This window comes from Pseudomonas paracarnis (assembly GCF_904063055.1).
Classification (GTDB): domain Bacteria; phylum Pseudomonadota; class Gammaproteobacteria; order Pseudomonadales; family Pseudomonadaceae; genus Aquipseudomonas; species Aquipseudomonas paracarnis.
Genome location: NZ_CAJFCN010000005.1, coordinates 192,215 through 219,185 on the forward strand (window position 1 = coordinate 192,215; position 26,971 = coordinate 219,185).

Here is a 26,971-nt window from a genome sequence, read left to right on the forward strand (position 1 = left end):
TGCGTCGGTAGGAGGTAAACTTCGCCCCCTGCGCAGGAGCAACCATGAATTATCGTCACGCCTTTCACGCCGGCAACCACGCCGATGTCTTCAAACACCTGACCTTGACCCGCCTCATTGCCCTGATGTCGCGCAAGGAACAGCCGTTCGCCTACCTCGACACTCACGCAGGCATTGGCTTGTACGACTTGCAGGGCGACCAGGCCAACCGCACCGGTGAGTACCTGGAAGGCATCGCCCGCCTGTGGGGCGCAAGCGACCTGCCTCCGCTCACCGCCGACTACATGCGCGTGCTGCACGAGATGAACCCGGATGGCCAGTTGCGCTACTACCCGGGCTCGCCGGAACTGGCGCGCCGCCTCACACGGCCCCAGGACCGTGTGCTGCTCAATGAGAAGCACCCGGAAGACGGCGTGCTGCTCAAGGACAACATGAAGGGGGATCGCCGCGTCAAAGTGCATCTGGGCGAGGGCTGGCATGTGCCACGGGCCTTGCTGCCGGTGCCGGAAAAGCGCGGGCTGATGCTGATCGACCCGCCGTTTGAAAAACTCGACGAAATGCAGCGTTGCGCGGCGTCCCTCAAGGAAGCCGTCAGCCGTATGCGCCAGACGGTCGCGGCGATCTGGTACCCGGTGAAAGACCAGCGCATGTTGCGCCGTTTCTACCAGGACCTGGCCGGTACCGGTGCGCCGAAGCTGCTGCGTGTGGAGTTGCTGGTGCATCCGCTGGACACGCCCAACACCCTCACCGGCTCGGGCCTGGCGATTGCCAACCCGCCGTGGGGCCTGGAAGAGGAATTGCGTGAGTTGCTGCCATGGTTGTCCAAGCAACTGGGCCAGACCCAGGGTGGCTGGCAGATGGATTGGCTGATCGCCGAATAACCGATCTCAATCCAAACGCAGGACCCAATGTGGGAGCGGGCTTGCTCGCGAAAGCGGAGTGTCAGTCACTGAATTTGCTGACTGATATACCGCTTTCGCGAGCAAGCCCGCTCCCACATTTTGGTTTGTGTAGCTTCCTAGATCGGGCAGGTCACGCCAGTGCCGCCGATCCCACAGTAACCCTGGGGATTCTTCGCCAGGTACTGCTGGTGATACGCCTCGGCGAAGTACACCGTCGGGGCCTCTTCGATTTCCGTGGTGATCTCACCCAGGCCGGCCTTGCTCAGCTCTTGCTGATAAGCCTCGGCACTGGCTTTGGCCGCCGCCAATTGCTCCGGCGTGGTGGCGTAGATCACCGAGCGGTACTGGCTGCCGATGTCGTTGCCCTGGCGCATGCCCTGGGTCGGGTTGTGCAGTTCCCAGAACATCTTCAACAGGTCTTCGTATTTCACCTTGGCCTGGTCATACACCACCAGCACCACTTCGCTATGGCCGGTCAGGCCCGAGCAGACTTCTTCGTAAGTCGGGTTAGGCGTGAAGCCGCCGGCGTAGCCGACCACGGTGCTGACCACGCCGTCGCGCTGCCAGAACTTGCGTTCTGCGCCCCAGAAGCAGCCCAGGCCGAAGATCGCAAAGCCGACGTCATCCAGGAACGGGCCCAGCAGTGGGTTGCCGTTGACGAAGTGCGTTTCCGGTAACTTCATCGGGGTTTCACGACCAGGCAACGCTTGTTCTTGAGTAGGCAGCACGTTTTTGTTCACCAGAATTTCCGAGCGCAAGACCATGATCAGTCCTCTCGTCAGGTTGAGTAACAGTAAATTGTCAGACAGCCAGTGTGCCCGAGTGTTACAGCGCTGTCAGGCGATTGGCCCGCGCGGGTAGCGTTTAAGCCTCTGCATCAGCTCGGCACCCGGGATCGGGCGGTCGAACAGGTAGCCCTGGCCCACGTCGCAACGGTGCCGGCGCAGGAACGCCAACTGCTCAGCGGTTTCGATGCCTTCGGCCACGACCTTGAGTTTGAGGTTGTGGGCCATGGCGATCACCGCCGAGGTGATTTCCATGTCGTCCTGGTTGTCCGGGATTTCATGGATAAAGCTGCGATCAATCTTAATGATGTCGATGGGGAATTTTTTCAAGTAGCTCAGCGACGAGTAACCGGTACCGAAGTCGTCCATCGCGAGGGTCAGGCCAAAGCTCTTGAGCTGGTCCAGTTGCAGGCGCGTATCTTCGGTGGCTTCCAGCAGCAAGCCTTCGGTCAGTTCCAGTTCCAGCAGGTTGGCCGGCAGCTGTTCCTCCTTGAGGATGGTGGCAATCGAGGCCACCAGGTCCGGGTCGGAGAATTGCTTGGGCGACAGGTTGATGGCCACCTGCAAGTTGCCCAGGCCTGCGGCCGTCAATTGGCGGCTCATGCGGCAGGCCTGGCGCGCGATCCATTTACCGATGGGGATGATCAGCCCGGTTTCTTCAGCCACGCTGATGAACTGGTCGGGGCGGATCATGCCTTTTTCCGGGTGGTTCCAGCGCAACAGTGCTTCCATGCCCAGCAGGCGACCGCTGCGCAGGCATAGCTTGGGCTGGTAGAACACGTCCAGCTCGTTCTGGGTCAGGGCACGGCGCAGATTGTTTTCCACGAACAGCTTGTAGCTGGCCTCGGCATTCAGGGCTTCGGTGAACACCTGCACCTGGTGTTTACCGTTGGCCTTGGCCTTGTGCAGGGCCAGGCCGGCGTTGCGCATCAAGGTCTGTGGGTCGCGACCATGCAGCGGCGCACAGGCCAGGCCCACGGAGCCGGTGACGCTGATCAATTGGTTGTCGACGAACATCGGCTTGTCGAGGGTGGTCAGCAACTGGCTGGCCACCTGCTGGCCGGTCTCAAGGTCGGCGTCGTCCAACAGCACCGCGAATTCGTTGCTGGCAAAACGCGCCAGGCTGCCGCCGCTGCTCAAGCTGTTGCGCAGGCGGCGCGCCAGGCTGATCAGCAACTTGTCGCCGGTCTGGTGGCCGAGGCTGTCGTTGATGCGCTTGAAGTTGTCGATGTCCACCAACAGCAGGCTGATCGGGCTGTCGCTGTCGCGGGCAAAGCGCTCGTCGAGGTTGCGAATGAACGCGGGGCGATTGCCCAGGTTGGTCAGGTTGTCGGTGTAGGCCAGGCGTTCGATGCGCTGCTGCGCCAGCTTGGTCTGGGTGATGTCTTCGTAGATGCCGATGTAGTGGGTCAACTCGCGGTTGTCGCCATACACTTTGGAAATCGACAGCTGGCCCCAGTAGGGTTCCAGGTTCTTGCGGCGGCTCTTGAACTCGCCTTGCCAGCTGTTGCTTTTGGCCAGGGCCGAGGGCGCGTCGAACAGCAATTCGCTGAGGTTCTCCAGGGCTGGCAGTTGGGCCAGGCGATGGCCGTGGACTTCTTCGGCGCTGTACTGGGTGATCGCGGTGAAGCTGGGGTTGACGTACTCCACCACGCCGTCGCAATTGACCAGCAAGAACGCGTTGGCGCTTTGCTCTACCGCGCGCTGGAACAGGTGCAAGGCGCTGGTGGCAGTGCGGCGGTTGTGGTTGTTGATGACCTGGGCGAACTGGTCTGCCAACTCGCCGGCGAACGCGATTTCATCGGACTGCCAGGCGCGCGGGCTGCCACCTTGTTCCAGGCACAGCACGCCGACCACCTGGCCGTCGACACGGATGCTGGCGTCGAGCATCGCGTGGATGTCCTTGGCGCGCAGGCTTTCAGCCATTTCCCGGGTGCGTGGGTCGCGCATGGCGTGGGTGGCGTCGATGGCGCGGCTGGAGTGCAGGGCTTCCAGGTAATCCGGGAAGCCGCTGGCATCGATGGCTTCAGGCAGGTGGTGTTGTTGATCGGCGCGGTGATAGGCGGAGATCGGTACCAAGTGATGGCCTTCGAGGTTCCAGATGCTGGCGCAGTCGATCTGGTAAATGTCGCAGGCGCTGCGCGTGATCAGTTCAGCGGCTTCTTGCAGGGAGTTTGGCGTGGTGTAGCGTTGGCGCGCCAGCAGCAGGATCAGTTCTTGCTGGGCGCGCACTCGCTCCAGATGCTGCAACTGTTCCTGCTGTGCTCGCTGATTGAGCTCCAGGGCAATTTGCAGGCGGCTGTTCTGGTTTTCCAGGTCGACCGTCGGGGCGGGTGCGCTGTTCTCGCTGAACAGCCCCTCGACCACCATCAGGTAGCCGCGCACCAGGTGGCGGTTGTGTTGTTTGTAGGCCTCGCCCATTTCCAGCACGCTCAGCGGGCCGTCATGGGTGTGCAGGGTATAGCGCACCAGATAATGGGGGCTGCGGGCCAGTTGTTGCTGGATCGCATCGTGCAACTGGTAGCGCGCCTGGGGTTCCATCAGGCTGGCGTAGGGCGTGCCGATCAAGGCGCAGAGTTCAACCGCCGGCAGGCCGAACTGGCGTTCGCAATTGGGATCGAGGTAGAGCAGGGCCCAGCTTGCCTCATTAAGCCGCTCGAAACGCAGCATACCGAGGCGCGAAGGCACCGGTAATTGCGTCACTACCTCGGCCGCCATACGGGCGACATCGGGTTGGCTTTTCATGGGGAAACTCGCTTGGGAAAATGCGCACTGCGCTGGGCTCACGCCCTCTTGACTGTCGACTGCGGCAAGGTTGCATCATGCAGGACGCAGTGACAAGAGAGGATGAAGGCTAAGTGCTATAAGCCTGTTATCGGCCGCGCGAGGGATTTCTGTAATTGGGGTGATCGATGGTTCACGCCTGTTCTCTGTAGGAGCGAGGGGGACGCCTAGTTCTTGCTCGCGAAAAACGCCAGGGCACCGCGTTTATCCAGAAGACCCGCGTCATCGTTGACGATCTTCGCGAGCAAGCTCGCGTCTACAAAAACACAGGCAAAAAAAGCCCCGCCAAGTGGCGGGGTTGAGGTACGAGCGTGGCGCTCGGAAATCGGTGTGGCAAGGACCTTCCCGGTAACAGGAAGGCCCTGCGACTTACAGCAGGATGGTGCGGATGTCGTTCAGCAACTGGCTCAGGCGCTGGGTGAAGCGCGCAGCCGCGGCGCCGTTGATCACGCGGTGATCGTAGGACAGCGACAGTGGCAGCATCAGCTTGGGTTGGAACGCTTTACCGTCCCACACAGGCTGGATGGTGGCCTTGGACACACCCAGGATCGCCACTTCCGGCGCGTTGACGATTGGCGTGAAGCCAGTACCGCCAATGTGGCCGAGGCTGGAGATGGTGAAGCAGGCGCCCTGCATGTCGTCCGGGGTGAGCTTCTTGTCGCGGGCCTTGGCAGCCAGCGCAGCCGCTTCGCCAGCGAGCTGCAGCAGGCTCTTCTGGTCGACGTTCTTGATGACCGGTACCAGCAGGCCATCCGGGGTGTCGACCGCAAAGCCGATGTGCACGTACTTCTTGCGAATGATCGCCTTGCCGCTTGGCGCCAGCGAGCTGTTGAAGTCCGGCAGTTCCTTGAGCAGGTGTGCACAGGCCTTGAGCAGCAGTGGCAGTACGGTCAGCTTCACGCCGGCCTTCTCGGCCACGGCTTTCTGCGCAACGCGGAACGCTTCCAGGTCGGTGATATCGGCCTGGTCGAATTGGGTCACGTGCGGGATGTTCAACCAGCTGGCATGCAGGCCTGCCGCGCCGATTTGCATCAGGCGGGTCATCGGCACTTCTTCGGTTTCGCCGAAGCGGCTGAAGTCCACGGTGCGGATCGGCGGAATGCCCGAACCACCGGTAGCGCCGCCGGCAGCCGGAGCTTCCTTGGCTTTTTGCATCATGGTTTTGACGTAAACCTGCACGTCTTCCTTCAGCACACGGCCGTGCGGGCCGCTGGCTGCAACAGCGCTCAGCTCGACGCCGAATTCACGGGCCAACTGACGCACGGCTGGGCCGGCGTGAACCTTGGCACCGCTTGGCGCAGGTGCAGCCGCCGCAGGGGCTGGCGCAGCTTCGGCTTTTGCGGCCGGCGCAGGGGCAGCAGCGGCAGGTGCCGCTTCAGCCTTGGCCGCCGGAGCAGCAGCCGGTGCTGGTGCGGCGGCTGGCGCAGCACCTTGTACTTTGAGCTTGAGGATGAAGTCACCGGTGCCGACTTCGTCTTCCAGCTTGACCGCGATGCTTTCCACTACGCCGGCAGCCGGCGATGGGATCTCCATGGAGGCCTTGTCGGACTCCAGGGTGATCAGCGACTGGTCGGCTTCGACGGTGTCGCCGACCTTGACCAGCAGCTCGATGATCTTGGCCTTGCCCGACGAGCCGATGTCCGGGACGTGAATGTCCTGGACGGTCGCGGCGGCAGGTGCGGCGGCCGGGGCTGGAGCAGCCTCGGCAGCGGCAGGCTTTTCAGCAGCAGGTGTAGGTGCAGCGGCGGCCGGAGCCGCGGCCGCAGGGGCTGCATCAGCAGCGCCTTCGATTTCCAGTTCCAGCAGTTCGTCGCCTTCTTTCAGGCGGTCGCCCAGCTTCACTTTCAGGCTCTTGACCACGCCGGCCTTGGGAGCAGGGATTTCCATGCTCGCTTTGTCCGACTCCAGGGTCAGGATGCTCTGGTCGGCTTCGACGGTGTCGCCGACCTTCACAAACAGCTCGATAACTTCACCTTCACCGCTGCCGATGTCAGGTACGCGAATGAGTTCGCTCACAAAAAATCTCCTCAGCAGTCCAGTGGGTTGCGTTTTTCCGGGTTGATCCCGAACTTGACGATAGCGTCAGCCACCACCTTAGGTTCGATCTCACCACGGTCAGCCAAGGCTTCCAGGGCTGCCAACACCACGAAGTGACGGTCGACTTCGAAGAAGTGACGCAGCTTCTTGCGGCTGTCACTGCGGCCGAAACCATCGGTGCCCAGGACTTTGAATTCCTTGGACGGGACCCACTGGCGAATTTGTTCAGCAAACAGTTTCATGTAGTCGGTAGAGGCAATGACTGGACCCTTACGGCCGGCCAGGCACTCTTCGACGTAGCTCTTGGCTGGCTTCTGGCCAGGGTGCAGACGGTTGCTGCGCTCCACGGCCAGGCCGTCGCGGCGCAGTTCGTTGAAGCTGGTGACGCTCCATACGTCGGCACCGACGTTGAACTCGTCGCGCAGGATCTTCGCCGCTTCACGCACTTCACGCAGGATGGTGCCGGAGCCCATCAGCTGTACGTGGTGCGCCGCTTCCTTGGTGTCTTCTTCGAGCAGGTACATGCCCTTGATGATGCCTTCTTCCACACCGGCCGGCATGGCTGGCTGCTGGTAGGACTCGTTCATCACGGTGATGTAGTAGAAAACGTCCTGCTGCTCTTCGGTCATCTTCTTCATGCCATCCTGGATGATCACCGCCAGCTCATAGCCGTAGGTTGGATCAAAGGTGCGGCAGTTCGGGATGGTGGCAGCCAGGATGTGGCTGTGACCGTCTTCGTGTTGCAGGCCTTCGCCGTTCAGCGTGGTGCGGCCGGCGGTACCGCCGATCAGGAAGCCACGGGTGCGGCTGTCGCCAGCGGCCCAGGCCAGGTCGCCGATACGCTGGAAGCCGAACATCGAGTAGAAGATGTAGAACGGCAGCATTGGCTGGTTGTGGCTGGAGTACGAAGTACCGGCAGCGATGAAGGAGCTCATGGCGCCTGCTTCGTTGATGCCTTCTTCGAGGATCTGACCCTTCTTGTCTTCCTTGTAGAACATCACCTGGTCTTTATCGACTGGCTCGTAGAGCTGGCCGACGGAGGAGTAGATGCCCAACTGACGGAACATGCCTTCCATACCGAAGGTACGGGCTTCGTCCGGGATGATCGGGACGATGCGCGGGCCGATGTCCTTGTCCTTGACCAACTGCGCCAGAATACGCACGAAGGCCATGGTGGTGGAGATTTCACGGTCACCCGAGCCGTCAAGGATAGCCTTGAGGGTGCTCAGGTCTGGCGTCGGTACGCTGAAGCTGTTGGCGCGGCGCTGTGGCACGAAACCGCCCAGTGCAGTGCGGCGCTCGCTCAGGTAGCGGGCTTCGGCGCTGTTTGGCTCTGGCTTGAAGAACGGCAGGTTCTCCAGCTCTTCGTCCTTGACCGGGATGTCGAAGCGGTCGCGGAACAACTTCAGGCTGTCGACATCGACTTTCTTGGTGTTGTGCGCGGTGTTCTTCGCTTCTCCGGCACCGGTGCCATAACCCTTGATGGTCTTGGCCAGGATGACGGTGGGTTGTTCTTTGTGGTTGACCGCTTCGTGGTACGCCGCGTAGACCTTGTACGGGTCGTGGCCGCCACGGTTGAGCTTCCAGATCTCGTCGTCGGACAGGTCGGCAACCATCGCCTTGAGTTCAGGCGTGTTGAAGAAATGCTCGCGAACGAACGCGCCGTCTTTGGCTTTGTAGTTCTGGTACTCGCCGTCGATGACTTCGTCCATGCGACGCTGCAGGATACCGTCGACGTCCTTGGCCAGCAGTGGGTCCCAGAAGCGGCCCCAGATGACTTTGGTCACGTTCCACTGAGCACCGCGGAACACGCCTTCGAGTTCCTGGATGATCTTGCCATTGCCGCGAACCGGGCCGTCGAGGCGCTGCAGGTTGCAGTTGATGACGAAGATCAGGTTGTCGAGCTTCTCGCGGCCGGCCAGGGAAATGGCACCCAGGGATTCCGGCTCGTCGCACTCGCCATCGCCGAGGAAGCACCAGACTTTCTGCTTGCCTTCAGGGATGAAGCCACGGGCTTCCAGGTACTTCATGAAGCGTGCCTGGTAGATTGCCTGGATCGGGCCCAGACCCATGGAAACGGTCGGGAATTGCCAGAAATCAGGCATCAGCCAAGGGTGCGGGTAGGACGACAGGCCCTGACCGTCGACTTCCTGGCGGAAGTTGTTCATTTGTTCTTCGCTGATGCGACCTTCCATGAACGCACGGGCGTAGACGCCTGGCGAGGTGTGGCCCTGGAAGTAGATCAGGTCGCCGCCGTGTTCGTCGGTCGGGGCCTGGAAGAAGTAGTTGAAGCCGATGTCATACAGGGTTGCGCTGGAAGCGAAGCTGGAGATGTGACCGCCCAGGTCCGAATCTTTCAAGTTCGTGCGCATTACCATCGCCATGGCGTTCCAACGTACCAGCGAGCGAATGCGGCGTTCCATGAACAGGTCGCCAGGCATGCGTGCTTCGTGGGTAACGGGGATGGTGTTGCGGTATGGCGTAGTGATGGCGTAAGGCAGTTGCGAGCCGCTGCGGGTCGCGAGTTCGCCCATACGGGTCATCAGGTAGTGAGCACGGTCTTCGCCTTCTTTGTCGAGAACCGATTCCAGGGCGTCCAGCCATTCCTGGGTTTCGACGGGATCGAGGTCTTGCATGGCTTGCTCCAGGGCGGAAAGGCTACCAGAATCGGTTGCCTGAAGTTTGCGACTGGCCTTGTGGGCAGACGACATAAATTCTTGGATGGCCGAAGGTTGCTTCGGCGTCCTGTAGTTTTACTACAAATCGTCGGCCATTTCAGCCTTTCGAATGTATATACGAGTAGTAAAACTACACAAGACTGAGCGTATGGCTCGGTCTTGCTGGTGAGCATAATCGTTATTGTTGGTCTATTGCGAACAAGAAAAGGTAAAACTTTGATGTTGCCTGCCAAGATTAATTTAATTTCAGCTATTTCTAACCTTTGTTCGACAGTCCTTCACCGAGCATGGCTCTTGCCTTCACAACTACACGCCATTTACACGCCGATCAAGGATAGACCATGAGCCTTCCAACGCTGGCCGAACTGCCGGCCATTCTGTTGCCTTACGCCAACCGGGCCGAACAGTCATTTCGTGACGCGGTGGCCGCGCTGGATGACGATCATGGCCTTTCTGCGTGGACGCCGCAACGGTGGGCCGACTTCGCCCGCGTGTGCGCCGCCAGTGATTTCGTCATTGAACAGAGTGTTCGTGACCCTTTGATGTTGCTGGAGCTGGTGGCCTGGGGCGAGCTGGACCGCGGCTTTGCGCCCGGCGAGCTGTGCAGCCAGATAGCCGGTGCCGTGCAACAGGCCGAAACAGAAGATGAACTGGGCCGTGCGCTACGCCGCCAACGCACGCGCCAGCAGGTGCGCATCATCTGGCGCGACCTCACACGCCAGGCCGACCTGGTGCAAACCTGTCGCGATCTGTCCGACATGGCCGACGCCTGCATCGACCAGGCCTATCAATGGCTGTACCAGCGCCACTGCGCCCAGTTCGGCACGCCGACCGGCGCACGCAGTGGCGAGGCGCAGCACATGGTCATCCTCGGCATGGGCAAGCTCGGTGCGGTGGAGCTGAACCTGTCGTCGGATATCGACCTGATCTTCGCCTACCCCGAAGGCGGCGAGACGGTGGGCGTGAAGCGCGCCCTGGATAATCAGGAGTTCTTTATTCGCCTGGGTCAAAAACTGATCAAGGCCCTGGACCCGATGACCGTCGACGGTTTTGTCTTCCGCGTCGACATGCGCCTGCGTCCCTACGGTTCGGCCGGCGCCCTGGTGCTCAGCTTCAACGCGCTGGAGCAGTACTACCAGGACCAGGGCCGGGACTGGGAGCGCTACGCCATGATCAAGGCGCGGGTGGTGGCCGGCGACCAGGCGGCTGGCGCGCAACTGCTCGACATGCTGCGCCCGTTTGTCTATCGCCGTTATCTGGACTTCTCGGCCATCGAAGCGCTGCGCACCATGAAGCAACTGATCCAGCAGGAAGTGCGGCGCAAGGGCATGGCCGACAATATCAAGCTGGGCGCGGGCGGCATTCGTGAGGTGGAATTTATCGCCCAGGCATTCCAGCTGATCCATGGCGGCCGCGACCTCAGCCTGCAGCAACGCCCGCTGTTGAACGTGCTGGGCACGCTGGAAGGCCAGGGTTATTTGCCCGCGGCGGTGATCAGCGAGCTGCGCAGCGGTTACGAGTTCCTGCGCTACACCGAACATGCGATCCAGGCGATTGCCGACCGCCAGACGCAAATGCTGCCGGACAGCCCCGAAGACCAGGCACGCATTGCCTTTATGCTGGGCTTTAGTGACTGGGCCGCGTTCCATGAGCGCCTGATGTACTGGCGTGGCCGTGTGGACTGGCACTTTCGCCAAGTGATTGCCGACCCTGATGAAGAAGAGGGCGAAGAAAGCGAATTGGTGGTCGGCGGTGAATGGTTGCCACTGTGGGAGGAATCCCAGGATGACGATGCCGCGTGCCGCCAACTGAGTGAAGGCGGTTTCGCCGATGCCCCCAAGGCCCTCAAGGCCTTGGCCAACCTGCGCGCCAGCCCGCAGTTGCGCGCCATGCAGCGCCTGGGGCGTGAGCGCCTGGATGCGTTCATCCCACGCCTGCTGGCCCAGGCCGTTGAACATGCCAACCCAGACCTGGTGCTGGAGCGCGTGTTGCCGCTGGTGGAAGCCGTGGCCCGGCGTTCGGCCTACCTGGTGTTGCTGACCGAGAACCCCGACGCCCTGCGTCGCCTGCTGACATTGTGCGCAGCCAGCCCGTGGATCGCCGAACAGATCACCCGTTTCCCGCTGTTGCTCGATGAATTGCTCAACGAAGGCCGCTTGTTCAAGCCGCCGCTGGCGCCGGAACTGGCCGCTGAGTTGCGCGAGCGCCTCACGCGCATTCCCGAAGATGACCTTGAGCAGCAGATGGAAGCCTTGCGCCATTTCAAACTGGCGCACCGCCTGCGGGTGGCCGCTTCCGAAATCGCTGGCAGCCTGCCGTTGATGAAGGTCAGCGACTACCTCACCTGGCTGGCCGAAGCCATTCTTGAACAAGTGCTGGCCCTGGCCTGGCGCCAGACCGTCGCCCGCCACGGCTCGCCGCAGCGCCTGGACGGCACCCTGTGCGATCCTGGGTTCATCATTGTCGGTTATGGGAAAGTCGGCGGCATCGAACTGGGGCATGGTTCGGACCTGGACCTGGTGTTTATCCATGACGGCGACCCCCAGGCCGAGACGGACGGTGCCAAGCCGATCGATGGCGCACAATTCTTTACACGCCTGGGCCAGCGCATCATTCACCTGCTGACCACCCAGACCAACTCCGGCCAGCTGTATGAAGTGGACATGCGCCTGCGACCTTCCGGCGCATCGGGCTTGTTGGTGAGTTCCCTGGGGGCGTTTGATCGCTATCAACAAAATGAAGCCTGGACCTGGGAACATCAGGCCCTGATCCGTGCGCGGGTACTGGTGGGCAGCCAGGATGTGGGCCAGGCGTTCGAGCAGGTACGGGCTAACGTGTTGGGGCGTGAGCGGGACTTGGAGAAGCTGCGCCAGGAGGTCAGCGAGATGCGTGCCAAGATGCGTGACAACCTGGGCACCAAGGCCACGACTGCCGGCAGGGGCGCCAATGCCTTCGAGGCCACGGCGCTGTTCGACCTCAAGCAGGACGCCGGAGGTATCGTCGATATTGAATTTATGGTGCAATACGCGGCTTTGGCGTGGTCTGCGCAACATCCATCGTTGCTGCGCTACACCGACAATATCCGCATTCTGGAGGGCCTGGAGCAGGTCGGGCTGATGCCCGCCGCCGATGCCCATTTGCTGCGTGAAGTGTACAAGGCTTATCGCTCAGCCGCGCACCGCCAGGCTTTGCAGAACGAGGCCGGTACGGTAGCCGGGGACCAGTTCGCCGACGAGCGGCGACAGGTGATGCGAATCTGGCAGGCGCTGGGCTTAAATTGAAACTCGACTGATTGGCGACGCCAATTTTTATATGGGATGCGGATTAAGGTGGGAGCCGGGCTTGCCCGCGATGCAGGCGCCTCGGTTTATCAGGGATACCGAGGTGATGCGATCGCAGGCAAGCCAGCTCCCACATAAAGATGCTCCCTGGCGCACCGCGATCTACAGTTATTATCGAGGCGGGGAGGCATAGGCCTCCCCGCATCGTTTGTGGAAACTACATGAATATTCTGATCGTTGGGCCCAGTTGGGTCGGTGACATGGTGATGGCACAGACACTGTTTCGGTGCCTGCGCCTGCGCTATCCAGACTGCCAGATCGACGTGCTCGCCCCTGAGTGGAGCCGGCCGATCCTCGAGCGCATGCCAGAGGTGCGTAAGGCCTTGAGCTTCCCGCTCGGCCACGGCGCCCTTGAGTTGGCGACCCGCCGACGTATCGGCAAGTCCATGGCGGGCCAGTACGACCAGGCGATCCTGCTGCCTAACTCGCTGAAGTCGGCGCTGGTGCCGTACTTTGCCGGTATCCCCAAGCGCACCGGCTGGCGCGGCGAGTTTCGCTATGTGCTGCTCAACGACGTGCGCACCCTGGATAAAGCCCGTTACCCGTTGATGATCGAACGCTTTATGGCTTTGGCCTACGAGCCGGGCACTGAACTGCCCAAGCCGTACCCGCGCCCCAGCTTGCAGATCGACCCGGTGACCCGCGACGCGGCGCTGGCCAAGTTCGGCCTGACCCTGGATCGGCCCGTATTGGCCTTGTGCCCGGGCGCCGAATTTGGCGAGTCCAAGCGTTGGCCGTCGGAGCATTACGCCAAAGTCGCCGAAACCAAGATCCGCGAAGGCTGGCAGGTGTGGTTGTTCGGCTCCAAGAACGATCATTCGGTGGGTGAAGACATTCGTCAGCGCTTGATCCCCGGCCTGCGTGAAGAGGCGGTGAACCTCAGTGGCGACACGTCCCTGGCCGAGGCCATCGACCTGTTGTCGTGCGCCGATTCGGTGGTGTCCAACGACTCCGGCCTGATGCATGTGGCGGCGGCGCTGAACCGTCCGCTGGTGGCCGTGTACGGCTCCACATCCCCAGGCTTCACTCCGCCGTTAGCCGACAAGGTCGAAGTGGTGCGCCTGGGCCTGGATTGCAGCCCGTGCTTTGACCGTACTTGCCGCTTCGGCCACTACAACTGCCTGCGCCAGTTGCTGCCCCAGCCGGTAACCGATGCCCTGCAGCGTTTGCAGGGCGACGTGGTCGAGGTTCATTGAGTTGCGGGTTCTGGTAATCAAGACCTCATCCCTGGGCGACGTGATCCATGCCTTGCCGGCCCTCACCGACGCAGCGCGGGCGATTCCCGGCATTCGGTTCGACTGGGTGGTGGAAGAAGGCTTTGCCGAAATCCCCACCTGGCACCCGGCGGTCGACAAGGTGATTCCGGTGGCGATTCGCCGCTGGCGCAAGAACCTCTGGCAAACCGTCAAGAGCGGTGAATGGCGGCGCTTCAAGCAGGCGGTGCAGTCGACCAAATATGACCTGGTGATCGACGCCCAGGGCTTGCTCAAAAGCGCCTGGCTGACGCGCTATGTGCGGGCGCCCATCGCTGGCTTCGACAAAGACTCTGCGCGTGAACCCCTGGCTGCGCGCTTTTATTCCCGGCGCCTGGCCGTGGCCCGTGGGCAGCATGCGGTGGAGCGCTTGCGCCAGCTGTTTGCCGTGGCCCTGGGCTACGACCTGCCCCAACGCCTGGGCGACTACGGCCTGAGCGTTGAAAAGCTGCTCGGCCTGCCGCCGAAAAAACCGTTCGTATTGCTGTTGCATGGCACCACTTGGGACACCAAGCACTGGCCCGAAGCCTATTGGCGCGAGCTGGCCGAACGCATGGGCCGCCTGGGCGTGGACGTAAAGCTGCCGTGGGGCAACGCCGCCGAAAAGGCGCGGGCCGAACGCCTGGCCCTCGGCCTGCCCAACACCGAAGTGTTGCCCAAGCTCAACCTGGCGGGCGTTGCCCGTGTCTTGGCGAGCGCCCGTGCCTGCGTGGCCGTCGACACCGGCCTTGGCCACTTGGCGGCGGCATTGGACGTGCCGACCATTTCCCTGTTTGGCCCCACCAACCCAGGCCTTACCGGTGCCTACGGCAAAGGCCAGATTCACTTGGCCAGCGACTGGCCGTGCGCGCCTTGCCTGCAAAAACAGTGCACTTATCAACCCACTGCCGACGACCTGCGGCGGTTCGACATCGCCCGCGAGTCGCCCCTGTGCTTCACGCGCTTGAACCCTGAGCGTGTTGCAAGCCGGCTGAGCACGTTGTTACTGGCCGAGGAGCAGCACTGATGCAACTGGCTTTTGTTCTGTACAAGTACTTCCCTTTCGGTGGCCTGCAGCGCGACTTCATGCGCATCGCCCTGGAATGCCAGCAGCGCGGCCACAGCATTCGGGTGTACACCCTGATCTGGGAAGGTGATATCCCGCCAGGCTTTGAGGTGCTGGTGGCGCCGGTCAAGGCCTTGGTCAACCACCGTCGCAACGAAAAGCTCTACGCCTGGATCCAGGCCGACCTGGCCAAGCGCCCAGTGGACCGCGTGGTGGGCTTCAACAAAATGCCGGGGCTGGACCTGTACTTTGCCGCCGACGGTGTGTTCGAGGACAAGGCCCAGACCCTGCGAAACCCGATGTATCGCTGGTTCGGGCGCTACAAGCACTTTGCCGAATACGAGCGCGCCGTGTTCGATAAAAACGCCAAGACGCAGATCATGGTGTTGTCTGAGCATCAGCAGCAGCTGTTTACCCAGTATTACGGCACCCAGGCCGAGCGTTTTCACCTGTTGCCACCGGGTATTGCCCGCGACCGCCGCGCCCCGCCGAACGCCGCCGAAATCCGCGCCGAGTTCCGCGCTGAATTTGGCTTGGCCGAGGATGATCTGCTGTTGGTGCAGATCGGTTCGGGGTTCAAGACCAAGGGCGTCGACCGCAGCCTCAAGGCGCTGGCCGCTCTGCCTTCGCGGCTGAAGAAACGCACCCGGCTATTTGTAATCGGCCAGGACGACCCCAAAGTATTCCAATTGCAGAGCGCGGCGCTGGGCCTGGGCGACCAGGTGCAGTTCTTCAAGGGCCGCAATGATATTCCGCGTTTCCTGCTGGGGGCGGACCTGTTGATTCACCCTGCGTACAACGAGGCGGCCGGCATGGTGCTGGTCGAAGCGGTGGTCGCCGGCCTCCCTGTACTGGTGAGCCAGGTGTGCGGCTATGCGTTCTACATCGACAAGGCCCAGAGCGGCCGGGTGTTGGACGAGCCGTTCGAGCAAACCCAGCTCAACCAGTATTTGGTCGATATGCTCGACGACCCACAAGCGCGTGCGACCTGGAGTCGCAATGGTCTGGCCTTCGCCGAGACGGCCGACCTCTTTAGCATGCCGCAGTACGCTGCGGACCTGATTCTGGCGGAGCCAAACCGATGAAGTTGATTCTAGCCGAACCCTTCAGGACCCTCTGGGCCGGACGCGATGCGTTCGCCGAGGTCGAGAAGCTGGAAGGCCAGGTGTTCCGCGAGCTGGCCGCTCGCCGTACGTTGCGTACGGTGGTCGAGGGCCAGCCTTATTTTGTGAAGATCCACCGTGGGATCGGCTGGGGCGAAATCCTCAAGAACCTGGTCACCGCCAAATTACCGGTGTTGGGCGCGGGCCAGGAGTGGGTGGCGATCCAGCGCTTGCAGGCGCTTGGCGTACCGACCATGACCGCCGTGGCGTTCGGTGAAAAAGGCAGCAACCCGGCCGACCAGCATTCGTTCATCATCACCCAGGAACTGACCCCCATCATCAGCCTGGAAGACCTGACCCTGGACTGGGTCAAGCAACCGCCCGTGCCGGCCATCAAGCATGCCTTGACCCTTGAGCTGGCGCGTACCGTGGGCGCGATGCACCGCGGCGGCGTCAACCACCGTGACTGCTACCTGTGCCATTTCCTGCTGCACACCGACCGGCCTATCAGCGTCGACAACCTCAAGCTGTCGGTGATCGACCTGCACCGTGCCCAGGTACGTGCGACGATCCCCGTGCGTTGGCGCAACAAAGACCTGGCCGGCCTGTATTACTCCGCGTTGGAGATCGGCTTGACCCAGCGCGACAAGCTGCGTTTTCTCAAGGCCTACTTCCAGCAGCCGCTGCGCCAGATCCTGGCAGAGCAAACCGCGCTGTTGTCTGCGCTGGAACGCATGGCAGCAAAGCTGTATGCGCGTAAACAGCGATATGGGGATGCGATCTGATGGCGGGTTGGAATCTGGAACCTGCCTACGCCGCCCTGGCGGATGACTTTGGAAGCCTGGACGCGGTGTTCGCCCTGCAAGGCGAGCGGCTGACCCGCGACCCGTTGTCGGAAGTGATCCGGGTGGAGCGTGGCGGGGTCAATTATTACGTCAAGCGCTACGTAGGTGCCGGCAAGGGCCTGCGTCGTTACTTGGGCAGGCCGCGGGTGAAGTCCGAATGGCAGAACCTCAAGCGCTTCGCCAAGTGGGGCATCCCTACCGCCGACGTGGTGGCCTGGGGCCTGGACCGTAAGGGCCTGGCCTATAACCGTGGCGCCATGATCACCCGCGAACTGCCCAAGACCGAAGATCTGTCGGTGCTGGCCGAGCGTCACGATGAGCGCCTCAAAGACCCCCGGTGGGTCGATGGCATCAGCCGCCAGCTCGCCGAATACACGCGCACCATGCACGATCACCGCTTCACCCATAACGACTTGAAGTGGCGCAATCTGCTGGTGGACGACCAACGCACCCTGTACCTGATCGACTGCCCCAACGGTGATTTCTGGCGCGGTTTCTGGCTCAAGTACCGCATCACCAAAGACCTGGCCTGCCTGGACAAAGTCGCCAAGTATCACTTGTCGGCCACCCAGCGCCTGCGCTTCTACCTGCAATATCGTCAGCGCGCGCACCTGACCGCGTCGGACAAACAGCGAATTCGCCATGTGGTGAAGTTTTTCGAGGGACGCGAATGAGTGACTTCCTGGCGGCCGAAGACCGCGCTCTGCTTGAGCGCAACGGCCTGGCGACCTTCGACGCGCTGTGGGCCAAGCAACTGGATGCAGTGGACGAGCCGAACACCAGCGGCGACGGTTGGAGCAGTGTGTATCGCCTGGAGCTTGAGGGGCAGGGTTACTACCTCAAGCGCCAGAGCAACTACCTCACGCGCACCTTGCACCGCCCGTTCGGCGAGCCGAGTTTTGCCCGCGAGTTTCGCAACATCAGCCTGTATCGAAAGCTCGGTATACCGGCCCTGCAAGCGGCGTTCTTCGGTGAACGCAAGGTCAAGGGCGAGCGCCGGGCGATGCTGCTCACCCGTGCGCTGGATGGCTGGAATGACCTGGACTCGTTGCTGGAGCAGTGGTCGCAATTGAGCGCAGCCCAGCACAGTGCGATCCTGTTGGCGTGCGGCAAGCTGGCGCGTCATCTGCACAGCGTCGGGCAAGTGCATGGCTGTTTTTACCCCAAGCATATTTTCCTGCAGCCTGCCGGTGAGGGTTATGCCGCGCAGTTGATCGACCTGGAGAAAACCCGCCCGCTGCTGTTTGGCTGGCGTGACCGGGTCAAGGACCTGGAACCGCTGCTGCGCCGCGCGCCGCAATGGTCGGACGCGCAGGTGCGCCAATTGCTGGCGGCGTACCTTGAGCAGTCCGAGGACAGTGCCCTGGTGTCCACTTGGCACCAGCGCCTGACCGCGCGCCGCAGCCATAAGGAGAACCGCTGATGCGTTTATCCGAGCTGAAAACGGCTGGGCGTACCCCCGGCCTGCCACTGACCCTCGACCTGGCGGATGCCGCCGGCCCTGGGCAATTGCAATTGCTGAGCCTTTTGCGGGTGTTGCCGGGGCAGCGCTATGTGGGCGCCGCCGTGTGGCGGGGTCGCCCGGTGTTGGCCAAGTTGTTGGTGGGCAACAAGGCGGCGCGGCATTTTCAGCGTGAGCTTACGGGGGTGCGCCTGTTGGCTGAGCAGGGCCTGACCACGCCGTTGCTGCTGGCCGATGGCTTGCAGGACGGCGAGGGCGGTTGGCTGCTGTTTGAATTTATCGAGGGGGCCCAAAGCCTGTCCGACGCTTGGCTCGCCGTCGAAAACCTGCCGCCGTTGGCGGACGAACAAACCGCTGTGCTCGCCGAAGCGCTGGGCGCGATTGCCCAGATGCATGCCAAGGGCCTGTGGCAAGAAGACCTGCACCTGGACAACCTGCTGCGCAAGGATGGCAAGCTGTATTTGATCGATGGCGCCGGTATTCGTGTCGAAGAGGCGGGCAAGCCGTTGTCGCGCAATCGAGTGCTGGAGAACCTCGGTGTGTTCTTCGCCCAACTGCCCAAGAACCTCGAGCCCTTTACCGAAGAGTTGCTGGTGTATTACTTGCTGGCCAACGGCGAACACGCCTTGCCAATGCAAGCCTTGGAAAAGCAGGTGCGTAAAGTCAGCGCCTGGCGTTTGAGAGACTACCTGGACAAGACCGGCCGCGAATGCACGCTGTTCAGCGTGGTGCGCGGCGCTTTTGGCTTGCGTGCGATCCGCCGCGAAGAAGAAGCCGCCATGGTGCCGGTGCTGGAGCAGGCCGATGCGTTGCTCGACCAGGGTCACCTGTACAAGACCGGTGGCGCGGCGAGCGTGGCCAAGGTCGACGTGGCTGGCCGGCCGCTGGTTATCAAACGCTACAACATCAAGGGCTTTGCCCATTGGCTCAAGCGCTTCTGGCGCCCGAGCCGCGCCTGGCACTCCTGGCGCGAAGGCAACCGCCTGGCCTTCCTGGGCTTCGCCACGCCCAAGCCGCTGGCGGTGCTGGAGAAACGGTTCCTGTGGTTGCGCAGCCGTGCCTACCTGGTCACCGAATACCTGCCTGGGCCAGACATCATCGAGCGCTTTGCGCCGTATGTTGAAAGCGGCGATGCGCCCGAGAGCGAATTGCAGGCGCTGGACCAGTTGTTTGCCGAGCTGATCCGCGAGCGCATCAGCCATGGGGATTTCAAGGGCCATAACCTGTTCTGGAGCGACGGGCGCTGGGCGATGATTGACCTGGATGCGATGTGCCAGCACGGTTCGCTGTCCAGCTTCGCCCCTGCGTATGCCAAAGACCGTGCGCGATTTATGCGTAACTGGCCGCAGGGCAGTGCGCTGTACCAGGTGATTGACCAGCGCTTGCCCAAAGAGGCGGGTGTCGGCAGTTAAATCTATCGCGGGCAAGCCCGCTCCCACACTTGATCTGTGAACGCGGTCAAAATGTGGGAGCGGGCTTGCCCGCGATGGCGCCCGTCCAGGCGCTGCATTCAGAACTGGTACTGCGCCCCAGCCCCCGCATACCACGACCGCCCCGGCGCGGCTTCGTAATAGCGACCATTGCCGTCGCCCACAATTACCGACCCCACATACTGGCGATCCAGCAGGTTATCCAGGCGCAAGGTCTGGTGAAAGGTCCAGTGCTCTACCTTCTGCTCAAACCGTGCGCGCCAGTTGAAGACGCTGTAGGCCGGTGCGGCGTTTTGCTGGTTGGTGTCTTCTACGTAGACTTTGCTGCGGTACAGGCCCTCGATGGCGGTGCTGACCCAGTCCCGTGGTTTCCAGTTCAGTTCGGCGAACAGGGTAGTTTGTGGCACGCCGGGGAGGTAGTTGCCCTTGTCGATGGTTTTCCCATTATTGACGAAGTCGCTGTCGTATTGAGCTTGCAGGCGGGTGTAGGCGAGGCTGGTGCTCCAGTGCTCGCTCAGTTGGCTTTCAACGCCCAGTTCGAAGCCGCGGCGCAATGTGCGACCGGCGTTCTGGTAGCTGGTACGGCCGCCGATGGATTGCTGCACCACCAGTTCGTCCTCGGTGGTGATCTGGAAAACGGCGGCGTTGATCCGCGTGTTGTTCAGTTGCGCTTTCACACCCATTTCATATTGCGTACTTTCAGACGGCTTCAAGCCGAAGTTGAAGCCCTCGGCGTTGCCCGGTGCATAGGCCTGCTCGGCCTGGGTCGGGGTTTCAAAGCCTTTGCCTGCGCTGATGTAGCCATGCAGGTCGGGGGTGAACGCATACATCACGCTCATCGACGGTGTGTTTTTCTGGTAGGTCTTGTTGCCGCTGGCGTCGCCATTGCTGAGGAACTGGTCGTCAACGTCCATCTGCATCGTGCTGTGGCGTACGCCGGCTTGCAGGGTCCAGCGGTCGAGGGCCCAGTTGGCTTGGATATACGGGTCGAGGCTGCGAGCCGTGTCGATTTCGTCGCGGCGTAGTTGGCCTTTCACGCCCAGGGCATTGCCGCTGTAGTTCTGATAGCCATGGCGGCTGTCCTCGCTTTGGTCGAAGTCCAGGCCGGTAATGATCATCAGCTCGCCAGGCGCGCTTTCGATGGGCTGCATCCAGCGCACGCTGCCGCCGTAGAACTTTCGATCAAATTGCACCACGCCTCCGCCGCGTTCGTTGGCGGGCGTGCCCTTGGGGATCGACAGGTACTGAATCACACTACGGCGCCCAGTGTAGGCATTGACCTGCAAGGTGGCGCCACCGAAATACCGCTCGTAATTCATCCCCAATTGCTGATGATCGATACTTTTGCGCGTGTTGTAGTTCAGCGCATTGGCGCTCACCGAACGCGGGTCGGCCTTGTACGCTGCCCAGGTTTGTCCCAGCGGATCCTGCGTACCGTTCTGCTCCAGGCTGCTGTAGATCAGCGCCAGCTTGCTGTCGTCATCGGGCTGGAAATTGAGCTTGGCGAAGGTCTGGTCGCGGCGCGCGCTGCTGTGATCGCGGTAGCCGTTGGTGTCCATGCGCGAGGCGTCGAGCACAAACCCGGCGCCATTCGCCGCGCCCTCGGCGCTCAGGTGGTTCTTGTTCAGCCCGTCGCTGCCCACCAGGGTTTCGGCGCCGATGCGCGGCGGGCCTTCGCCGTCGCGGGAGAACATCTGGATAACACCGCCGGCGTTACTGCCATACAGCGTCGCCGCCGGGCCGCGCAACACTTCGATGCGCTCGGCGGTGTCGAGGTTGAAGGTGGCGGCCTGGCCCTGACCGTCCGGGGTACTGGCGGGAATGCCGTCGGCGATCAGCTTGATGCCGCGCACGCCGAATGCTGAACGGGCGCCGAAGCCTCGGGAAGAAATTTGCAGGTCCTGCGCATAGTTCTGGCGGTTCTGCACCACCAGGCCGGGCACGCGGGACAGGGCTTCGGAGGCGTTGATGCCGAGTTGGCCGTCACTGATCTGTTCGCGGCTGATGCCGTCCACGGAGTAGGGCAAATCAAACGTTGGGCTGGCGCTGCGCGAACCGGTGACCACGCTGGGGTCAAGTATCAGTGGCGAGTCCTCGCCTTGCGCTGTGGTGCTCAAGGCCAGCAGGCCAGGCAGCAAGAGGGAAATGCGAGCGTGCGTTTTTTTCATGAGGCAGCCAGAGTCTCGGGCACGCATAGTGAAGGCGCGCAAAAAGTGCGCAAGTTTAAACAGTCAGGTAAGTTTTACCATTTCGGATTTTTCCCACGCAATGTGGCGGTGCTTCTCGGATGAATGAGCCAATCTCTCGGTGCTAGCGTGGCTGACCGTTTGCGAGGCTCGGATATGAAAAGAAAAAGAATGGCTGCGCTGGGTATAAGTGTCGTTGCGCTGTTATTAAGCGGTTGTGGAACCGTTAATAGCGTCATGCGCAAAGAGGGCGACACGGCGCGTGAGCTCAGGCTCGTAAAAACCTATTGCCAATCCATTCCCCGCGCTTACAGCGGCGTGGCGTTTGATTTCTGCATGCTGCACGCGGCCCCGGACCCCACCGGGTTCCTCATACCCTTCGTGCTCGTAGATATTGCGGTGTCCGCGGTTGCCGATACGGTGGTTTTGCCCTATACGATTTATCGACAATCGGCCGACGGTAATATCAGCATCTATTGGCGTCCAGGCCGTTCATAAGCCTATGGGTATAAAAGCACCTGCCCAGCCCATTTACTGGGCGAAAGGAGTAGTCCGTGAGTCGTGGTTTCAAAGTACTGCTGGTTTCAACCTTGTTAATGGCCTCCGGTTGCGGAACGATCAATACCGTCTTGCGTCCGGATGCCGTGGCCAGCCAGAATCTCAAGGAGTCGCGCAGTCACTGCGAAAACGTGCCGCGTATCTACAGTGGGGTGATCTACGGCTTTTGTACCCTCAATGGCGAGCCCGCACCGGACAAAAGCCTGAAGGACCAAAGCCTGCTGGATCGCCAAGGCAATGCTTTCCCGATCATCGCGATTGAATTTGTCGCCTCTGGTGTCATGGACACCCTGATGCTGCCTTACACGATCTACCGCCAGAACAAGGACGGCAGCATCGAGATCTTCCGCTAGCCCCTCTCGGCGCTTGCCGCTAACAGCTTCCCTCTGCTTTTAAGCTATAATCCCGCACTTTAGCTGTTTCTCGCCCAGGCGAGAGGCACACTTTTTTCAGGCGCGATGCGCCTGCATGCAGACTAAAAGAGGCTAGACCCCAGTGGCATTGACGATTCTTGGCCTGTCCGGCGCCCTTAGCCATGATCCTTCCGCAGCCCTGTATATCGACGGCAAGCTGATTGCGGCCGCCGAAGAAGAGCGCTTCGTACGCGACAAACATGCAAAGAACCGCATGCCCTACGAGTCGGCGAAGTTCTGCCTGGAGCAGGCTGGCATCAAGCCTTCGGACGTTGACGTGGTGGCGATCCCGTTCGCCCCGATCAGCCTGTTCGGCGAGGCGCGCTGGCACTACGCCAAGCGTTACTGGTACGCCCCGGACCGCGCCCTCGACGCGATCTTGATGGGCAACCGTCGTTACAAACGCTATCGCAACAAGATCGTCTGGTGCCTGGAGCAACTGGGCTTCGATCCTAAGAAAATCAAGATCGAACCGGTTGAACACCACCTGGCTCACGCAGCCAGCGCCTACCACTGCTCGGGCTTCCAGGAAAAAACCGCGATCCTGGGCATCGATGGCAAGGGCGAGTACGCCACTACCTTCTTTGGCTACGGCGAAAACGGCAAGATCCACAAGATCAAGGAATTCTACGATCCGGACTCCCTCGGCGGCCTGTACGGCGCAATCACCGAGTTCCTCGGTTTCGAGATGCTCGATGGTGAGTTCAAGGTCATGGGCATGGCGCCGTACGGCGATGCCAGCAAATACGACTTCTCGCGCCTGGCCTCTTTTGAAAACGGCGAACTGGTGATCAACACCGACTACGCCAACGTCATCGGCCTGCGCCGCTACAAAGAGAAGGGCAAGGGGTTCTACTTCTCGCCAAAACTGATCGAGTGGCTGGGGCCGAAACGCGAAGGCGACATCGCCGACGAGCCGTACATCCACTACGCGGCCAGCATGCAGGCGCTGTTCGAGAAACTGGCTTTGCAGATGATCGACCACTACCTGGGCGACATCCTCAAGGACACCGGCAAGCTCGCCTTCGCCGGCGGCTGTGCGCTGAACGTCAAGCTGAACCAGAAAATCATTGCCCGTGACGACGTCAAAGAGCTGTTCGTACAGCCGGCTTCCGGTGATGCCGGCACCGCCGTCGGTGCGGCGGCCTACGTGTCCCATGCTCGTGGTGTACCGGTCGAGAAGATGGAACACGTCTACCTCGGCCCGTCCTACAGCAACGAAGACGTGATTGCCGCGTGCGCCAAGCACGAGAGCAAGCCGAACTGGCGCAAGATCGAGAACATGCCTAAGCGCATTGCCAAGATCATGGTCGACGGCAATCCGGTAGCCTGGTTCCAGGGCCGCATGGAGTTTGGCCCGCGTGCGTTGGGCGGTCGTTCGATCATCGGTTGCCCAAGTGCAACCGGCGTGGCGGATCGCATCAACCACCAGATCAAGTTCCGCGAGCGCTGGAGGCCTTTCTGCCCGTCGATGCTCGACACCGTGGCCCCACAGATGATCAAGGTCGATCACCCGGCGCCGTTCATGACCTTCACCTTTGAAGTCGCCGAAGAGTGGAAGACCCGTGTACCGGAAGTGGTGCACGAAGATGGTACTTCCCGTGCCCAGGTGCTCAAGCGCGAATACAACCCGCGCTACTACGACATGATGAAAGAGCTGGAAGTGCTGACCGGTAACGGCGTATCCCTGAACACCTCGCTCAACCGTCGTGGCGAAGCGATGATCTGCTCGCCGACCGACGCGCTGAACATGTTCTTCGGCTCGGACCTGCAGTACCTGATCATGGAAGACATCCTGGTGGTCAAGGACGGCGTGGACCCTTATGACGCCGTGGTTTAAATGCTGAACCGCTTCCAGGGCTGGCGTGAACGTGGCTGGGCGCCTGTCGAGGCCGAGGTTTACGCCCAGGCCTGGCAGCGTTACGGCGGCAGCGTGGCGACCCATCCCCAGGTGATCGAGCGGCTGGCCGGCCTGGCGCAGATACCCGTGCGCTACCTGGGCTGGGAGCAAGGTGGTGAGTTCAAGGGGGCGATCGCCACCTGGGGGCGCGACCTGGCGCTGTCCAAGGACGTGCTCAAGCGCAGCGGCAAGAAAGGCCTGTTTGACCTGGGCAACGCCGAGATCATCCTGCCGATTGCCACCGATGCGCAGGTACCGTTACGGCACCGTGCGCGCTACCTCTCGGCGCTGAACGAGGGGCGCGTGAGCACCCTCAAGCCTCAGGCCGAGCAATTGGCCATGGCGCGCACGCCCGAAGACCTGTCGAAGAAGTTTCGCTATAACCAGCGGCGTGAACTGCGCCTGTTGGAAGAGGCGGGCGGCGTGGTACGGGCGGTCAGTGAGTTTTCCAGCGTAGAACTGGCGGCGATTTATTGCGACCTGTTCCAGCGTCGTTGGGGCTTCCCGGCGGCGGGCGCGGCGCGTCTGGCCGAGGTGCTGGAGTTGCTCAAGGAATTCCTGTTCGGCTCGGTGCTGTTTCTGAACGACGCGCCGATTGCAGTGCAATTGGTGTATCAGGTGCAGTCCAACGAGTGGTTCAGCGCCGAGTATGTCAACGGCGGCGTCGACCCTGAAACCCGTGCATTCAGCCCTGGCAGTGTGCTGAGTTTCCTCAATACCCAAAGTGCCTGGGAACAGGCGCGGGCGGTGAACAAGTCACTGCGCTTCTCCTTCGGGCGTTCCGACCGTGAATACAAGGAACGCTGGTGCAACCCGGTGCCGGTGTTCAGCGTATGAGCCGCAAACAGCAACTGCTCAAGCGCCATCGGCGTAACAAACGTATTGCGCTGCTGATCGGCGTGCTGGTGTTGGTCGCGACCGGCGTACTGGTTGCCTGGTGGTTGCCGCTGATCCTTGCGGTGCTGTTGTGGGCCGCCCATGAGGCCTGGTTTGCCGATCACCTGTTTTACTCGCCCAAAGACAGCTATGAGTACGCGTTCCCGGCCGGCAGCGAACAACCCGGCTTGCGCCTGGAGGCGGGCCGACTGTTGCTGGATGCGCCGTTGGCGGCGGAGGAAACCCTGATCGTCGGCATTGAGTTGAAAAGTACCTGGCTGGGGCGTTTCTTCGACCCTGCGGTAGACCTGTTGGGCCTGGCAAGCCCGGACCGGCAAACCTTCGAACGCGGCGTCGCTGGGCGGCGTTATCTGAACCTGACCGGCGCCGCCGAAGACTTGGCGGCGGGCAAGCTCCACTTGCGCGGGCGTTTTTGCCGGATCAAGGGGCAGCCGACGCTGTGGCGCTTTCGCCAGCCCGACTATCGCCAGCAACGTGTGATGGTGATCGCGCCCCATGCCGACGATGCCGAGCTGGCTGCGTTCAGCCTTTACAGCCAGGCGACTGAAAGCTGGATCGTCACGCTGACCGCCGGTGAAATCGAAGCCGAGCATTATCAGCACATGGGCCTGCCCAAGGCTGAAGCTGCGCGCCTCAAGGGCCGTTTGCGCGCCTGGGACAGCGTCGCCGTGCCCCGCTGGGCGGGCGTGCCCGAGGCGCAGTGCGTGCAATTGGGCTACTTTTGCATGCAGTTGCAAGCCATGCAGGTCGCGCCGGATCAGCCTCAAGCCTCGCGCGAAGCCGATTTGGCCGATACGCGGCTGTTTCGCCAGTTCAATGGTTTTGCCCTGCCTGGCGATGCTGATGGCGCGCCGACTTGGCACAACCTGATCGCCGATCTGCGGGCGCTGCTGCTCAAGGCGCGGCCCCAGGTCATCGTGTTGCCCACGCCGTTGCTGGACCCCCACGCCGACCATATCTGCGCCCATGCGGCAGTGCTGGAAGCCTTGCAGGGCCTGGCGTGGCAGCCCGACACATTGCTCGGCTACGCCAATCACCTGCATGATAACGACCGTTGGCCCATGGGCGATTCCGGCGCTGGCGTAGCATTGCCGCCGCGTTTCGATGGCGCTGTGGAGCTGGTGCCGTGCAGTTTCGCCCTCGCCTTGAGCCAGCAGCAGGACAAGGCCATGGCCCTGGGCATGATGCACGACCTGCAGCCGCCAGCGCCGTTCAAGCGTCGAGTGCGTAGGTGGTTGCAGCAACTGCTGGCGGGCCGTAGTCCATCGCCCTATGGCGAGAACGAATTCTTTCGCAAGGCCGTGCGCCGCCACGAGCTGTTGTGGGTCCTGAAGCAGGACTGAGAGCCGATT

Annotated in this window: 19 protein-coding genes; 14 read left to right on the forward strand and 5 right to left on the reverse strand. The window is 61.7% G+C overall.

Features of this window, described 5'->3' with window-relative positions; translation table 11 throughout:
- Positions 1-44 precede the first annotated feature (44 nt).
- Positions 45-881: a 23S rRNA (adenine(2030)-N(6))-methyltransferase RlmJ gene (locus JMV15_RS13140; protein WP_014716619.1), complete on the forward strand. Its 837-nt coding sequence runs from the start codon at positions 45-47 to the stop codon at positions 879-881.
- Between the two features lie 137 nt (positions 882-1,018).
- Here JMV15_RS13140 and msrA read toward each other — a convergent pair whose 3' ends face one another.
- From msrA to aceE, 4 genes are all read right to left on the reverse strand, one after another.
- Positions 1,019-1,666 carry a peptide-methionine (S)-S-oxide reductase MsrA gene (gene msrA / locus JMV15_RS13145; protein ID WP_014716620.1) on the reverse strand — a complete coding sequence of 216 codons (648 nt, stop codon included), beginning with the start codon at positions 1,664-1,666 and terminating at the stop codon, positions 1,019-1,021.
- 72 nt (positions 1,667-1,738) lie between these two features.
- Complete coding sequence (locus JMV15_RS13150; protein WP_032904067.1) at positions 1,739-4,432, reverse strand: putative bifunctional diguanylate cyclase/phosphodiesterase; 2,694 nt, start codon at positions 4,430-4,432, stop codon at positions 1,739-1,741.
- 408 nt (positions 4,433-4,840) lie between these two features.
- A complete protein-coding gene (aceF, locus tag JMV15_RS13155; protein ID WP_038448601.1) occupies positions 4,841-6,487 on the reverse strand; it encodes a dihydrolipoyllysine-residue acetyltransferase in 1,647 nt (548 codons plus the stop codon).
- 11 nt (positions 6,488-6,498) lie between these two features.
- On the reverse strand, positions 6,499-9,144 hold the full coding sequence (aceE, locus tag JMV15_RS13160; protein WP_014716623.1) for a pyruvate dehydrogenase (acetyl-transferring), homodimeric type: 2,646 nt from the start codon (positions 9,142-9,144) through the stop codon (positions 6,499-6,501).
- 383 nt (positions 9,145-9,527) lie between these two features.
- On the opposite strand from aceE, the gene glnE reads away from it, so the two are divergent.
- The 8 genes from glnE to JMV15_RS13200 all read left to right on the forward strand — a co-directional run bounded on the left by glnE (position 9,528) and on the right by JMV15_RS13200 (position 19,647).
- Positions 9,528-12,467, forward strand: coding sequence for a bifunctional [glutamate--ammonia ligase]-adenylyl-L-tyrosine phosphorylase/[glutamate--ammonia-ligase] adenylyltransferase (glnE, locus tag JMV15_RS13165; protein ID WP_038448603.1), 2,940 nt, complete (start codon positions 9,528-9,530; stop codon positions 12,465-12,467).
- A 221-nt stretch (positions 12,468-12,688) separates the two neighbouring features.
- The gene (gene waaF / locus JMV15_RS13170; RefSeq protein ID WP_201491580.1) at positions 12,689-13,723 is read left to right on the forward strand and encodes a lipopolysaccharide heptosyltransferase II; all 1,035 of its coding nucleotides are present in this window, start codon (positions 12,689-12,691) and stop codon (positions 13,721-13,723) included.
- 1 nt (position 13,724) lies between these two features.
- Positions 13,725-14,786 (forward strand): lipopolysaccharide heptosyltransferase I, encoded by a 1,062-nt coding sequence (gene waaC, locus JMV15_RS13175; RefSeq protein ID WP_014716626.1) that lies wholly within the window; start codon positions 13,725-13,727, stop codon positions 14,784-14,786.
- Positions 14,786-15,910, forward strand: a complete 1,125-nt coding sequence (locus JMV15_RS13180) for a glycosyltransferase family 4 protein (RefSeq protein WP_014716627.1) — start codon at positions 14,786-14,788, stop codon at positions 15,908-15,910. Before waaC ends, JMV15_RS13180 begins: the two co-directional genes overlap by 1 nt.
- A complete protein-coding gene (rfaP, locus tag JMV15_RS13185; protein WP_201491582.1) occupies positions 15,907-16,713 on the forward strand; it encodes a lipopolysaccharide core heptose(I) kinase RfaP in 807 nt (268 codons plus the stop codon). Before JMV15_RS13180 ends, rfaP begins: the two co-directional genes overlap by 4 nt.
- Positions 16,713-17,447 carry a lipopolysaccharide kinase InaA family protein gene (locus tag JMV15_RS13190; RefSeq protein ID WP_003187993.1) on the forward strand — a complete coding sequence of 245 codons (735 nt, stop codon included), beginning with the start codon at positions 16,713-16,715 and terminating at the stop codon, positions 17,445-17,447. The genes rfaP and JMV15_RS13190 overlap by 1 nt, the downstream gene beginning before the upstream one ends.
- On the forward strand, positions 17,444-18,196 hold the full coding sequence (locus tag JMV15_RS13195; protein WP_014716629.1) for a lipopolysaccharide kinase InaA family protein: 753 nt from the start codon (positions 17,444-17,446) through the stop codon (positions 18,194-18,196). The genes JMV15_RS13190 and JMV15_RS13195 overlap by 4 nt, the downstream gene beginning before the upstream one ends.
- The gene (locus JMV15_RS13200; protein ID WP_014716630.1) at positions 18,196-19,647 is read left to right on the forward strand and encodes a lipopolysaccharide kinase InaA family protein; all 1,452 of its coding nucleotides are present in this window, start codon (positions 18,196-18,198) and stop codon (positions 19,645-19,647) included. The genes JMV15_RS13195 and JMV15_RS13200 overlap by 1 nt, the downstream gene beginning before the upstream one ends.
- Positions 19,648-19,745: 98 nt before the next feature.
- Here the strand turns inward: JMV15_RS13200 and JMV15_RS13205 are convergent, their stop codons facing one another.
- Entirely contained in the window at positions 19,746-21,833 is a 2,088-nt protein-coding gene (locus JMV15_RS13205; protein ID WP_201491584.1) for a TonB-dependent receptor family protein, read from the reverse strand.
- Positions 21,834-22,022: 189 nt separating this feature from the next.
- Between JMV15_RS13205 and JMV15_RS13210 the strand changes: the two genes are divergently transcribed.
- The 5 genes from JMV15_RS13210 to JMV15_RS13230 all read left to right on the forward strand — a co-directional run bounded on the left by JMV15_RS13210 (position 22,023) and on the right by JMV15_RS13230 (position 26,962).
- Positions 22,023-22,349, forward strand: coding sequence for a YceK/YidQ family lipoprotein (locus tag JMV15_RS13210; protein ID WP_019818311.1), 327 nt, complete (start codon positions 22,023-22,025; stop codon positions 22,347-22,349).
- A 56-nt stretch (positions 22,350-22,405) separates the two neighbouring features.
- A complete protein-coding gene (locus tag JMV15_RS13215) occupies positions 22,406-22,762 on the forward strand; it encodes a YceK/YidQ family lipoprotein (protein WP_014716633.1) in 357 nt (118 codons plus the stop codon).
- A gap of 142 nt (positions 22,763-22,904) precedes the next feature.
- Positions 22,905-24,662, forward strand: coding sequence for a carbamoyltransferase family protein (locus JMV15_RS13220; protein WP_201491586.1), 1,758 nt, complete (start codon positions 22,905-22,907; stop codon positions 24,660-24,662).
- Positions 24,663-25,559 (forward strand): GNAT family N-acetyltransferase, encoded by an 897-nt coding sequence (locus JMV15_RS13225; RefSeq protein WP_038448610.1) that lies wholly within the window; start codon positions 24,663-24,665, stop codon positions 25,557-25,559.
- Entirely contained in the window at positions 25,556-26,962 is a 1,407-nt protein-coding gene (locus JMV15_RS13230; protein WP_020301645.1) for a PIG-L family deacetylase, read from the forward strand. The genes JMV15_RS13225 and JMV15_RS13230 overlap by 4 nt, the downstream gene beginning before the upstream one ends.
- The last annotated feature ends 9 nt before the right edge of the window (positions 26,963-26,971 follow it).